Below are 12,695 nucleotides of genomic sequence, written 5' to 3' on the forward strand. Positions count from 1 at the left end.
TCCGGAGCGGGTCGTGACGGAGGAGGGGCGGGACGGGGGATGGCGGAGGAGGGGCGGGCACGGGCCGGGGCGCACCGGCCGGATGCTCATCGCACCCTCACCGCGCGCCCCATCACCTCGGCGGCCAGCCGCAGGACGGCCTGCTGCGTGGCATGCGCCAGGAGATCGGTGCGGATGGGGCCGCCGCCGGCCAGATGACGGTCGTACGGCACGGTGACGACGGTGACACCGGCCTCCTTGAGATGCCCCGCGGCCGTCTTGTCGTCGAGGAGCGTGTCGGGGGTGTTCGACACCAGCGCCACGACCGTCGTGGCCAGCGCGGAATGCGGCAGCCGTGCCAGCCAGTCCAGCACCTGACGGGTGGCGCCGACGCCCTCCGCGGTGGTCGGCGCGACCACCACCCGGGCGTGCGCGGTGTCCATGGCCGTACGGGCCACCTCGCCGGGCAGCGTCTCGCAGTCGGCCACGGTCACGGCGAAGTAGCGGCGCAGCGCCAGCGTCACCTTCCGGTACGACGTCATGTCGAGCGGGGGACCGACCTGCCCCCGGCTCGCGGGCAGCAGCCAGCCGCCGTCCGACACCGGCACCAAATAGCCGGTGACGTCGGTCAGTTGCATGGACGGGTGGAGGATCGGAGCGAGATCGGCGCACGTCCAGCGCACCGCCTCCGCACCCATGCGCACCGGCAGGGTGCCCAGCGCGGTGTCCGCCTCCAGGGTCAGCACCGGGTCGTGCCGGTAGTGGTTGAGGGTGCGCCCGAGCAACGCGGAGACGGTGGACTTGCCGACGCCGCCACGGATGGAGGTGACCGCCACCACCCGGCCCGTGGTCACGGGCTGCTGCAACTCGCGGGCGATCCGCGTCCGTTCGGCGACGTCCTGGGTCACGGACGAGGTGAGCTTACGCAGGGCCCTGCCCGTGCGCCGGGTCACGGAGTCGCCGTGCAGGGGGCGTCCCAGGGCGAGGAGGAGACGGGGGTCGAGGGTGGGGGAGGACTCGGGGGCGGGGGACGCGGGGAGGCGGGGGTCACGGGCGGGGACGGCGGGTGTCGCGGGCCGCTCGGGGGCCGGCTCGTCGGCGGCCCGGGTACCGGACACGGGCTCCGGGGCCGCGGGACCGCGCTCGTCGCGGTGGTGCCGGCCCTGCGGGCCGGACGCGTCACCGTCCCCGCCCGCTGTCTCTGCCGCTGTCGCCGTCGTGACCGGGGGCCGTGAGGGCGCGGGGTGCACGAGCCGCAGCGTGGGCTCGCCGGGCCGCACCGGGGGCGCCCCGCTGCCGTCACCGGTACCGGTCCGCGCACGGCCGTTTCCCCCGGCGCCGCCGCCCAGCTCCCGCAGCACGTCCCGCTGCCAGTCCCCGCCGCCCGCCGGCGGCTGCTCGCGCCTCTGCTCCCCCTGCGTCATGCGGCCGTGCCTCCTAAGCGAAGGTGTCGAGCAGTCGCCCGTACACACCGAACACGCCGACGAGCAGGGGCAGCAGCGCGATGACCCCCACCGATTCGAGCAGGTCACCGGCCCGCCGCAGCCGAACCCGTACATGTTCGGCCGGCTGCACGGCGAGCACGACGAGCGGCAGGACCGCGAGCACGGCGAAGACGGCCAGCGGTGCCGCGGCCGACGACCGCTCCGCCCACACCGTCAGCAACCGCACGACGACGCCCGCCGCGGCGGCCAGCAGGACGACCACCTCGGCGACCAGCGGGAACGCCCGGGCCCGCAGGGCCAGCACCACCGCGACGAGCGCGGCCAGCGGCACCGTCCACACGGAAGGGTCCCGCAGCGCCAGTACGGCGGCCACGGCGGCCGACCCGGCCACGGTGACCGTGGCGAGCACCAGACCGCGATGGGCGGCGGCAAGGGCGGCCGACACCTGGTGGCGACTGACGGAGACACCCCCGGCCCGGCGGTCGTCGAGCCCCGAGAGCCCGGACGCCATCAGCGCGAGCCGGGGCAGCACCCCGAGCACCACCACGCAGACGACGCCGAGAACGGCCCCGACCCGCGCCTGCTGCTCCGCCGTCCCGGCGCCGGACTGCAGGGCGACGAGGGCCTCCCAGCCGACGGCGGTCACGGCCACGGCACCGGCGCCCACGACCCCGCCCCGCCCCAGCGGCGTGAACAGCCCGAGCAGCGCGAGGACCAGCACGCCGACGGCGGCCACCCCGGCGAGCCGCAGAGCGCCCGCCGAGGACCCGCCGACGACGTCGACCAGGCTCCACACGCCCGGCACACCGAGCCCGCCGGCGGCACACAGCAGGGTCGCGGCGAGCCCGTGCCTGCGCACCCGCCCCAGGACCGCGCCGGCGACCGCGGCCGCACCGGCGGCGCTGAGCAGCGCGCCGGCGACCACCGAGTCGTCGTACCGCGCACGCGCGAACAGGGCGGCGACGATCACCCAACCCACGCTCGCGACACCCGACGTGACCCGCCGGGCGGCCGGCCCCCACACCCCTGCCCGATGACCGAGGTCCTCCGCCACCACGTCGGTGACGTCGTGCACGACGGGGGCGGGCGGGGCGTCCTCCGCGCGGACGAGACGCAGCACGGCGCCGTCGCGGACGCCCGCCGTTTCCAGTGTGCTGTCGTGATCGAGCGCGGAGCCGTCCACCGTGACGAGCTGACGCGAGGCGGGCCGCCCCTCCGCGCGGTCGTCCAGCAACCGCATGATCTCGGGCAGCAGCAGCCCGACCGGCTCCCGCGCCGGAAGCACGAGGTCGACGCGGCGCCGCTCACCGACGAGCGTGACCCGGCTCAACACCTTCGGCCCCCCGGCCGTTTCCCTGCTCAAGGCCCCCGTAGACATCACGTTCGCGAACCTATCACCGGCTTGTAGGACTACCGGAAGGCGTAGAAACGCCGGGAGAGTACGGGCTGCTCTGCCCGATCAGCCGGTGGGACACGAACGACCACCCCACACACCCCGCGCACAGCACGGCCGCGATCACCATGCCGGCGAGTACCTTGCCCATCCGCTCGTCCGCGGCACGCCGTTGCCGCCGCGCCCCGAACAACAGGGCGTCCCGCAACCGCCGTCGCCGCACGGAAACGGACTCCAGGAGCTGGCTGTCGTAGTCCTGGGCGGTCATGCCGCTCGCTCACCTCGTGTCACGTGGGGACTCCGACTCGACCTCGACGGGCCGTCCGGCGTCGTGGGCGAGGCAGGTGAGGGCGAGGACGGCGAGGGGGATGTCTCCGTCGCTCGTCTCCTGGCGCTCCTCGTTCGCCGTCCAGTACTCCTTGTGCAGCTCGAGCGCCTGTACCAGGGCCTCGTTGAACTGGTCCGGGTCCCGGCCGAGGAAGCGGTAGCACAGATTGATCGGCGGATACAGGACCTTGAGCATGGTCTCGCGGTCGAGGAAACGCAGCCGGTCCGGGTCGGTCCCCTCGAACGCGGCGACGAGCTTGTCCCCGAGTCCCGGCCGCTCCAGCCAGTACGTCTGGAGGGCGTCGACCCAGTGGTAGATGTACTCCTCGAAGACGGCGCCGGAGGCCCGCAGCGTCTCGACCGGCACCTCGCACAACTGGGTCATCCGCGCCTGGTCCCGGCAGACGACCGCCAGCCAGAAGGCCTCCAGCCAGGTACCCGCATCCACGAAATGCGTGATCCCCACGGCGGGGATCGTCCGCACCTCGTGGCCGATCACGCACTCGACGGTGGAGCCCTCGGGAGCGGTCGCCGAGGCGAACAGGGCGGACCCGACCTGCATCGCCATGACCCAGGCTTCCCACGTCTCCAGCTTGTCGGCGGTGGGGTCGAGGGAGCACTGGAGCTTGGCGGTGGGCAAGGCGCTGCTGAAGGTTATGCCAAAACCCTGAGGCCACTCCTGGAGCTGTTCCACGTCCTTGAGCGTGTCCTCGTTCCATTCTTCCCGGAGCGTGTCCGGATCGGGGTGACTACCTTCCAGCGGAGGTCGCAACACACTGATCGACAACCCGTTCACCTCCGACCTTCCAGCACACGCACATCGGCGCCACGTTCCCGCAGCCATCGCTCCAGATCGGCCCCGCCGATCTCCTTCTGGCCATCCCGACCGATCATGTGGACAGGGCCGAAAACGGTGCCGGACATTCCCGTGACGTCGGTCTTCTCGTCCACGGTGACTTTGAACGTGTTCTCCTGGACGACCGCTTCGGAAAGGTCCGATCCGCAGAAGTTGACGTCGATCAGTGAGGCACCCATGAGGCGGGTTCCCCGAAGTGAGGCGGCCGAGGCGTCGACCCCGTACAGCGATACCTTGACCAGGTCGGCGCCGTCGAGAACCGCCCCCCGGAACACCGCGTCATCAAGGTTGACACGCACCAACGACGCCCGTGTCAGGTCGGCTCCGGAGAAGTCGGCCCCTTCGGCGTCGGACCGGTAGAGATCCACGCCGACGAGCCTGGCCCCGACCAACTTGGCATCGGTGAACCAGGACTCGTGAAAGACACCGCCGGAGAGATCCGCCCCACTCAGATCGAGACCGATCACGTCGAGTCCACCTGTGCCACCCTGCGAAAGCCACTCCTCAAGGCGTGTTGCGGCTAGAGGGTTGGGCGGGGCCTTGGGGGGAATCCAGGGCTCACGGGTACCAGATGACATCGTCTTCCCAGCCATTCTTCCGGACGATGGACTTGATGTCGTCGATCGCCGCTTGGTTTGCGTTCCGCACATCAAGAATAACTATGCGCTGCCTCTGGGTGATTTGCTCCTCCAGCTTCTTGACCCAGCGGTCGTTCTTGGCAGGGTTGTATGCGCCCTTGAAGGGCTGGGACTTGTCACGCACGTTGTTGAAGGGGGGCCAGTCGGAGTGGACACCCTTGATGTCGTAATATCTGTCGGTGCTGGGTGAGTAGAACTCGCCGCGATCTGCCTCCGTGGGACGCTGGATGTCGTCCGGAAGACGTCCCTGTTCCCGGAGATCCAGACCGACCCGGGCCTCGTCCTTGGAAGGCTCGGAGATACCGCCGTTCTTGTCGGGGTCTCGTTGGAGTTCGTCGAACTCGGACGGGCTTCGGCCTTCGACCCTTTCCAAGTGGTCCCAGTGATCCGCCCTTTCCTGCGGTGTGAGCTCTGGAAGGGGCTCATTCGCGCGCGCCGGGAGTGGTGCTTGCCCTGCTGAGGCGTCCGATGGTCCGTTGTCACTTGGTCCACCGTGCCTGGGAGCTTCGTGCCCCGATCCAGCTGGCACGCCGCCATTTCCTCCGCCTGACGACTGAGAGGTCGCGGCCGAGTTGTGTTCAGAAGGCGTCGAGTGTGCGGGACCCTCGTGAGTGGCAGGAGTGTCTGCGGGGCTGTTGCCGCTCCTGTCCGACGACGCCATCGCGTCATCCCCCGCGCTGACGAGCACCGGCTCGTCATGCCTGAGGCTCCGCTCCAGCAACTCCCGGTCCGCCGCCGACAGTTCCACCTTCGCCGGGGCCGCCGTGCCGTCCGCGCGGACGACCGAGCCGTCGTCCAGGTTCAGCCGGGTGCCGTCCGGCCACTCCACCACGTTGTCGCGGATGACCGGCATGTCGTCGGCGACCCGCACCACGCTGCCGTCGGGCTGGACGCGCCCCGTTCCGGCGAGGATGTCGTCGTAGGCGCCCGCGTGGACGCCCCGCAGGCCGGCGAACAGGTCGGTGACCTTGACCGTGCCGAACTTCGCGGCCTTGCCCAGGTACGTCATGGGATCGACGAGCCGGGCCGTCTTGCCGAGCGCGCCGACCGTGCGGGCCACCGCGCCGCCCTTCGCCGCCGCTCCGGCGCCTCCCGTGAAGACGGTCGTCAGGACGTTGAACGTGACCGCGCCGCCCGCCCGTGCGGGGTTCTCACCCCACTGGTCCCAGGCGACCAGCGCCTTGCCCACCTCCTTGACCGTGGTGCGGGAGTCGCGCAGGTAGGAGGGCAGTTTGTCCTCGGGCATCTGCCAGTACGCCACTCCGGCCACGGGTATCGCGGTGATGAGAACGCCGGTCGCGAGCTTGCCGAGTCCCTTCCAGGCCTCGCCCGCCGCGTCCCAGCCGTCGACGCCGACGAGGGTTCCGAGGCCCCGGATCGTGCCCCAGACCCCGTCGACGACGAAGCCCTTGCCGACCTCCAGCAGCTGGTGGCCCAGCCAGTCGAGCCCGTGCCGCTCCTTCTCCACGGTCTTGCCCCAGGGCAGTTCCTCGGACTGGTTCAGCAGGTCGGCGGTGAAGCCGTAGGTACTGGTGCCGCGCTTCAGTAGGCGCTTCTGCGCACCGTCCTCGATGATCAGCGTCGAGCCGCCCACCAGCGCGGTGATCTTGTTGTGGCAGGTGATCTCCGCCTGCCAGAAGGCCGCCGTGGTGACGTTGACGTCGTGCACCAGGTCGTTGTTGAGCTGGACGTTGTCGTCGTCCTCGCGCCAGTCGTCGTCTCCCGCGATCTGCTGCCGGAAGGTTTCCGCACGACGCTTGAGGCTCTTCAGCCGGGCCACGAGCGGCTGGATCTCCGTCTCGTACGAGCCGAGGGCCGCCGCCACCTGCTCCAGATCGTCGGCGAACTCGTCGGCCTTGGCCGCCACCGGCGCCGTCGTGGCGAACAGCTGCTCCGCCTCCGGCGCGGTGTAGCACGCCGACAGCCCCTGGAACCGGGTGTGCACGTCCGATCCCGACTGGCGGAAGACGAGCGCCTCCGCCGCCAGGAGCATGGAGTCGATGCCCAGTTGCTCCAGGTCGCCGGTGAACTGCGGAATGTTCTGCGGATCGATGAGGTCCGCGCTCACTGGCCCCCCTGCCCGCCCGCCCCCGGCAGGTCGATCTTCGGTTCCTTCAGTGCGTTCGCCTGGGCCTGCGCGGCCATGTCCAGGTCACCCTTGACGTACGCGTTGGTCGCGGTGGCCGCCCCGTCGAGTGAGTTCGACGTGCGCACCGCGACGTACATCAGCTTCTCCTGGTAGGCGGTGAAGAACTCGCCCAGTGCCGCCGCGACCGGCCCCTGGACCCCGCTCTTCTCCACGCCGCCCTGCTGGATCGTGCCGGCGGACTTCGCCGCGCTCGGCATGGTCTCCTGAAGGGCCTTCCCGGTGTCCGAGAGGCCCTCGGCCGCCTTCGCCGTCTGTGTGAGCACGTGCTGCACGCCCGACGGCGAGATGTCCCACCCCGTCATTGGAATCCCCGTACTCCCGTGTGCCGTCGTCCCGCCGACGCGCCCGCGTCAGCCGATGTTGTCGACCGCCGCCCGCGCCTTCGCCAGCGTCGACTGGGCCGTCCCGTCGTTGTCCTCGAGAGTCGTGCGCACCAGTTGGATGATGCTGCGCACCTCGTTGGCCGCGCGGTTCCAGCGCAGTTCCTTGCCGTGGTACTCCTCGGAAACCCCGTCGGCCTGGAAGTCGGCCATGGCGGCCTTCACGGCCTTGTCGCGGTCGGCCAGCACGCGCTCCAACTGCCCGACGATTCCCTGCAAGCCGCCCTGCACCTCGCTCGACGCGCCGGTGTCGTAGGAGCGGCGGTCCAGATTCTGGCCCATCGTCAAAACCCCCTGTGGTTGTCGGCCCCTGTCCCGATGGGTCTAGCGCGCGCCGAAGCGGGCCGCGTCGAAGTTGGCCGCGCCCATGTTCTTCTGGGCGTTGTCGTGCTGTTCGGTCTCACCGGTGGTGAACGCGGTGTCCATACTGCCCTGGCCCTCGAGGATCGCGCCGAGCGACTCGTTCAGCGCGGCGGTGATCTCGTCCGCACGCGTCTTGAAGGAGTCGAAGGCGACCTTGCCGGAGCCGTTGAACTTCCCCTCCAGCGGCTCGGCCGCCTGGATGAGCATGCGGATCAGCGTGCCCAGGTCGGTGCTCGAACCGACCGTGTTCTTCCCCAGATCCGACAGGGTCGTCGACCCCATGTCGAACTTCACGTGTGTCACCCCCGTGCGTCACCTACGCATCACAGAACTGTTCGAACATGCTGTCGCACAACGCGTCGCGGGAGCAACGCCGTTGATCGCGGTGTGACCGGATCTGGACACGCCGGGGACACGACCGACGCCCATACACGTCGGACAAGGACTCGCCGAGACGGCGGCACGGTGCGCGGGAACGCATCGCGAACGCGCTCGCCGGACTCGGCCCCTACGCCGAGGACCACGGTGTGAAGCTGGCCATCGAGCCGCTCCACCCCATGTTCGCCTCCGACCGGTGCGTGGTCTCGACGCTCGCCCAGGCCCTGGACCTCGCGGAACGCTTCCCCGCCCACCAGGTCGGCGTCACCGTCGACACGTACCACACCGCCGATCTCCTTCTGGCCATCCCGACCGATGATGTGGACAGGGCCGAAAACGGTGCCGGACATTCCCGTGACGTTGGTCTTCTCGTCCACGGTGACTTTGAACGTGTTCTCCTGGACGACCGCTTCGGAAAGGTCCGATCCGCAGAAGTTGACGTCGATCAGTGAGGCACCCATGAGGCGGGTTCCCCGAAGTGAGGCGGCCGAGGCGTCGACCCCGTACAGCGATACCTTGACCAGGTCGGCGCCGTCGAGAACCGCCCCCCGGAACACCGCGTCATCAAGGTTGACACGCACCAACGACGCCCGTGTCAGGTCGGCTCCGGAGAAGTCGGCCCCTTCGGCGTCGGACCGGTAGAGATCCACGCCGACGAGCCTGGCCCCGACCAACTTGGCATCGGTGAACCAGGACTCGTGAAAGACACCGCCGGAGAGATCCGCCCCACTCAGATCGAGACCGATCATGTCGATCCCGCTCTGCCTTTCCTGTGACCCTTCTGGAAGACACGTCGCGGCCTGAACGGCCGATGTCCTTGCGGCACTTCTACGTGTGGTCATCAAGACGCCACCTTCTCGTCGGCCGACCGTCCTCGTCCTGCTGGCACCTCTCACGGGGTGCGGGTCCCGTCGTCGGCCGGGCCTGCCTGTTGCTCGGTCTCCTCAGTTGAGTGTCAGTCCGCCATCGCTCGGTGAGGCGCCGGTGCACCTCATCGAGTCGGTGATCGGGGTGTGAGAATCACATGCGTGTACTGATTCCGGGAATTGCATCACGGGAACGTTCGGAAGCCCCGGAATCCTCGACTCTGCGGCGTCGATCACGTAGGCGGGGCTGTCGTCCTCTGGTTGCAGGACCCGTGCCAGCGTGAAGGAGCCGTCCGGCAGGGCTGCGCGGCGGACCCACGGGAACCTGCCGTCCCAGGACGTGAAAACCGGTGCAGAGAGGCGCTGGGCCACCGACGAGGCCAGCTCCGCCTCTGTCGGCCGAAGCTCGACCTCGTTGGCTGCGTAGATGCTGAAGGACCAGTCCAAGTCGCCCTGCAGGCGCTCGTACTCGCACGTGACGACAGCATCCCAGTTCCGGTCCTCCCACTCCGAATCTGCCGATACGTCTGTCTGTTCCAGTGCGACACGGAACACCTCGGCGAGAATCACGGGCAGGCGTGTTGGTGCGTCACTGTCGCGAACCGTCAAGTGGTACATCGCGAGATGTGCTTCCGGTAGACGGTCAGCGCCTCTTGTGCAGCCTCTGGGTTCTCCCGAATACGAGGCGCTCCACTGAACATGGTCTGTAGCTTACTCATGTCTCCCTGGGTGCCCATGATGTGCTTGAGAGCCGTGTACTCGGCACGGTCTATTTGAACGAATCCAGGTGCTGGCCGAAAATGCTCGGTCATGGGGTCCGATGGCGTACCGCCTGCCGTTTACGACACAGCGTTGTGTATCTGCCTCGAAGTGTGCTCCGCCGACGACGATGTCCGCAATGTCCCAGCGAATCAACGGTCTTGTCCCCGGAAGGATCAGTGTTCTCCAACGCCGTCCTGAGCGGTTGGGGTGCGGCGCACGCAGCGCGGGCCCGGTACGGGGCGCAGTCCGTACGGGCCCGGCGCGGGGCGCAAGCTGTGCGGTGCCGGATCGGACGCCGACGTTCGCCGGCACCGCACGCTGCTTCCCCCTGTTTCCCCGCAGTGCACGGCCCCCACCGTGCACACGCACCAGCATGCGGCAGCCGAAAGCTTGAATCCTTGACGGTCCGTGCAGGGATCTTGTCGATTCCCGCAGGACGGAACAGGGACGGAACGGGCAGGGACAGGGACGGAACAGGGACGGAACCTGTACGGAGCCGGGCGGAACAACGGAACTCGGACCTACCGGTTCCCGTGGTGATGGCGGTGGTCCGTCGGTGTCACCCCGTACACCCGGCGGAAGACCCGGCTGAAGGTGGCCGGGTCGGTGAAGCCCCACCGCGCGGCGATGGACTGGACGGAGCGGCCCCGCAGCCGGGGGTCGGCCAGGTCACGACGGCAGCGCTCCAGGCGGCGGTGACGGATCCAGGCCGCCGGGGCCTCGCCCTCCGCCGCGAACAGCTGGTGCAGATGGCGCACCGAGATGCCGTGCGCGGCCGCGACGGTGGCCGGGGAGAGGGACGGATCGCCCAGGTTCCGGTCGATGAGGTCCCGGATCCGGGTGTACAGGGCGCGCCGGCGTAACTCCGGGGGCAGCGCGTCCTCCGAGTCCACGCAGCCGCCGAGCACGGCGGCGAGCAGGTCCGTGGTCACCGAGGCCAGCGTCGGCACGTCGGCCTCCGTGAACTCGTCGGCCCGCCGGGCGACGTCGGCCAGCCAGCGGTACAGCGTGCCGCCCATGCCCCGGTCCACCGGAACCGGCACGGCCAGCAGCCGCCGGACCGTGCGGGGCGGCAGCGGCAGCCGGGCCCGGGGCAGGCTGACGACCACCGTCGTGGACCGTTCCGACGTCGCGTTGATCCGGACGTCGTAGGGAAGGCTGGTGTCGGCCATGATGAGGTGCCCCGCCCGGAACACCGCCTCGGTGCCGTCCTGCGCCAGCCCGCCGTCGCCGACGAGCTGGCAGTTGAGCTGAATGACCTCGGGGTCGAAACGCCGGATGGTCCGCGGTGTGCGCGCGGTGTCCAGGTGCGGCAGACTCAGCTCGGCGATCTGCAGATCCCCGAGCGGCAGGACCCGCATCGTGGCGTCGAAGTCGTCGCTGCGCTCACTGCGCATCAGGTTGGGCACATGCGTGCGCGTGGCCACGTCCTGCCACAGATCCCACCGTTCGGCGGGCGGTACCACCTCGGTCCGGAACTCCTGCACCAGCATCGCCCCACGCCCCCAACGCGTACCGGACGGCCGCATCCTGCCCGGGAGGACATCGTAGGGAACCGGCGCCGGAAAAATCCCGGAGAGACCGTGCAACCCTCCCCGCACCTCGCGGGTCGTACTCGGTGTCAGGACTTCTGGGAGGGGACCCGGGGGGGACTTGAGGGGTTCTGACGGGGAGGGGCCGAAGGGGCCCGGTCGACGGACCGGGCCCCTTCGAAAACTTCCTCGCAGTCCGTACGGCCGGTCGCCTCAGAAGAACACTCCGCAGCGCAGCAGCACATTCGCGTACGGGCGTGCCTCGCCGGTGCGGACGACGAGCCGCGCGCCGGCGCTCAGCTCCTTGAGCCGCTCGTGCGGGACCAGGCGCAGGCCGGGGAAGTGGCCGGCCAGCAGCCCGGCCGCCGCCGGATTGGCCTCCCGCACCTCGGTCGCCGCCGTCGCGCCCTCGACCACCAGCTCCGCCAGCAGCCCCTCGACCACCTCGGCGAAGGACGGCACCCCGGCCCGGAAGGCCAGGTCCACCACGCGCGGCCCGTCGGGTATCGGCATCCCGGCGTCGCACACCAGCACCCCGTCCCCGTGCCCGAGTTCGGCCAGCGCGCCGGCGAGATGCCGGTTGAGAATCCCGTGCTTCTTCACCGAGCGCCGCCTTCCGGACCCGCGCCGAAGGCGCTGTCCGCCCCCCGGACGGGGGCCCGGGGGTCGTCCTCCGGGCGGGCGCGGCGCAGGGACGCGACCTCCGCCGCCGTCGGGAACGACACCTGCGCCCCCTGCCTGGTGACCGTCGCCGCGCCCACCCGGGCCGCGTAGGCGGCGGCCTCGGCGAGCGGCTCGCCCGCGCCCAGCCGCCAGGCCAGCGCGGCGGTGAACGCGTCGCCCGCGCCGGTGGTGTCCACCGCGTGGACCGCGACGGACGGGACCCGGGCGACGCCGTCCGAGGACGCCACCAGCGCGCCCTCGCCGCCCAGCGTCACCACCACCGAGCGCGGCCCCTTCGCGAGCAGCAGCCGCGCCCAGTCCTCGGGCCCGTCGCCCGCACCGGCCGCGTCGCCCAGGATCACCTTCGCCTCGTGCTCGTTGACGATCAGCGGATCGCAGGCCGCCAGCACCTGTGCCGGGAGCGGGCGCGGCGGGGACGGGTTCAGCACGAAACGGCTGCCCGGCGCCAGGTTCCGCACCGCCTCCACGACCGTCTCCAGCGGGATCTCCAGCTGCGCGGAGACCACCCGGGAGGCGTGGAAGAGGCTCGCGGCCGCCCGTACGTCCGCCGGGGTCAGCCGGCCGTTGGCGCCCGGCGACACCACGATGCTGTTGTCGCCCGACGGGTCCACCGTGATCAGCGCGACCCCGGTCGGCGCCCCGCCCACCAGCACGCCCACCGGATCCACACCGGCCGCCCGCTGCGAGTCCAGCAGCAGCCGGCCGTGGGAGTCGTCGCCGACCCGGGCCAGCAGGGCCGTACGGGCCCCGAGCCGGGCGGCCGCGACGGCCTGGTTCGCGCCCTTGCCGCCCGGATGGACGGCCAGGTCGGAGCCGAGCACCGTCTCCCCGGCGCCCGGCCGGCGCTCGACACCGATCACCAGGTCGGCGTTGGCCGAACCCACGACCAGCAGGTCGTAGTCGTACATGAAGTGGCTCCCCACGTGGTCATGTGGTCGTGTGG

At 70.5% G+C, this 12,695-nt stretch carries 13 protein-coding genes and 2 pseudogenes; 1 reads left to right on the forward strand and 14 read right to left on the reverse strand.

Translation table 11 applies throughout. The features are described from left to right. Nucleotides 1-86: 86 nt before the first annotated feature. From IE178_RS01255 to IE178_RS01295, 9 genes are all read right to left on the reverse strand, one after another. Nucleotides 87-1,403, reverse strand: coding sequence for a hypothetical protein (locus tag IE178_RS01255; protein WP_193510971.1), 1,317 nt, complete (start codon nucleotides 1,401-1,403; stop codon nucleotides 87-89). 13 nt (nucleotides 1,404-1,416) lie between these two features. Continuing rightward, the gene (eccD, locus tag IE178_RS01260) at nucleotides 1,417-2,802 is read right to left on the reverse strand and encodes a type VII secretion integral membrane protein EccD (protein WP_193510972.1); all 1,386 of its coding nucleotides are present in this window, start codon (nucleotides 2,800-2,802) and stop codon (nucleotides 1,417-1,419) included. A gap of 16 nt (nucleotides 2,803-2,818) precedes the next feature. Then, complete coding sequence (locus IE178_RS01265; protein WP_193510973.1) at nucleotides 2,819-3,085, reverse strand: hypothetical protein; 267 nt, start codon at nucleotides 3,083-3,085, stop codon at nucleotides 2,819-2,821. 9 nt (nucleotides 3,086-3,094) lie between these two features. Continuing rightward, nucleotides 3,095-3,784, reverse strand: coding sequence for an immunity 49 family protein (locus IE178_RS01270; RefSeq protein WP_318279770.1), 690 nt, complete (start codon nucleotides 3,782-3,784; stop codon nucleotides 3,095-3,097). Between the two features lie 152 nt (nucleotides 3,785-3,936). Beyond that, nucleotides 3,937-4,467, reverse strand: coding sequence for a pentapeptide repeat-containing protein (locus IE178_RS01275; protein ID WP_193510975.1), 531 nt, complete (start codon nucleotides 4,465-4,467; stop codon nucleotides 3,937-3,939). Between the two features lie 91 nt (nucleotides 4,468-4,558). Beyond that, nucleotides 4,559-6,706 (reverse strand): protein phosphatase, encoded by a 2,148-nt coding sequence (locus IE178_RS01280; RefSeq protein ID WP_193510976.1) that lies wholly within the window; start codon nucleotides 6,704-6,706, stop codon nucleotides 4,559-4,561. Beyond that, nucleotides 6,703-7,089, reverse strand: coding sequence for a DUF6507 family protein (locus IE178_RS01285; protein ID WP_193510977.1), 387 nt, complete (start codon nucleotides 7,087-7,089; stop codon nucleotides 6,703-6,705). The genes IE178_RS01280 and IE178_RS01285 overlap by 4 nt, the downstream gene beginning before the upstream one ends. A gap of 48 nt (nucleotides 7,090-7,137) precedes the next feature. Continuing rightward, entirely contained in the window at nucleotides 7,138-7,449 is a 312-nt protein-coding gene (locus tag IE178_RS01290; RefSeq protein WP_193510978.1) for a pore-forming ESAT-6 family protein, read from the reverse strand. A 42-nt stretch (nucleotides 7,450-7,491) separates the two neighbouring features. Further along, a complete protein-coding gene (locus IE178_RS01295) occupies nucleotides 7,492-7,824 on the reverse strand; it encodes a hypothetical protein (protein ID WP_193511172.1) in 333 nt (110 codons plus the stop codon). 167 nt (nucleotides 7,825-7,991) lie between these two features. Between IE178_RS01295 and IE178_RS35625 the strand changes: the two are divergent. Then, nucleotides 7,992-8,192: pseudogene (locus tag IE178_RS35625) on the forward strand (TIM barrel protein); the annotation flags it as partial. 135 nt (nucleotides 8,193-8,327) lie between these two features. Here IE178_RS35625 and IE178_RS35630 read toward each other — a convergent pair. The 5 genes and pseudogenes from IE178_RS35630 to IE178_RS01320 form a co-directional block, all read right to left on the reverse strand. Next, a pseudogene (locus tag IE178_RS35630) lies at nucleotides 8,328-8,750 on the reverse strand (pentapeptide repeat-containing protein); the annotation flags it as partial. A 102-nt stretch (nucleotides 8,751-8,852) separates the two neighbouring features. After that, on the reverse strand, nucleotides 8,853-9,344 hold the full coding sequence (locus IE178_RS01305; protein ID WP_193510980.1) for a hypothetical protein: 492 nt from the start codon (nucleotides 9,342-9,344) through the stop codon (nucleotides 8,853-8,855). A gap of 713 nt (nucleotides 9,345-10,057) precedes the next feature. Continuing rightward, nucleotides 10,058-11,029 (reverse strand): AraC-like ligand-binding domain-containing protein, encoded by a 972-nt coding sequence (locus IE178_RS01310; RefSeq protein WP_193510981.1) that lies wholly within the window; start codon nucleotides 11,027-11,029, stop codon nucleotides 10,058-10,060. Nucleotides 11,030-11,281: 252 nt separating this feature from the next. Next, entirely contained in the window at nucleotides 11,282-11,671 is a 390-nt protein-coding gene (gene rbsD / locus IE178_RS01315) for a D-ribose pyranase (protein WP_193510982.1), read from the reverse strand. Continuing rightward, nucleotides 11,668-12,660: a ribokinase gene (locus IE178_RS01320; RefSeq protein WP_193510983.1), complete on the reverse strand. Its 993-nt coding sequence runs from the start codon at nucleotides 12,658-12,660 to the stop codon at nucleotides 11,668-11,670. The genes rbsD and IE178_RS01320 overlap by 4 nt, the downstream gene beginning before the upstream one ends. Between the last annotated feature and the right edge of the window lie 35 nt (nucleotides 12,661-12,695).

Source organism: Streptomyces griseoloalbus, assembly GCA_014650015.1.
Taxonomy (GTDB): Bacteria; Actinomycetota; Actinomycetes; order Streptomycetales; family Streptomycetaceae; genus Streptomyces; species Streptomyces griseoloalbus.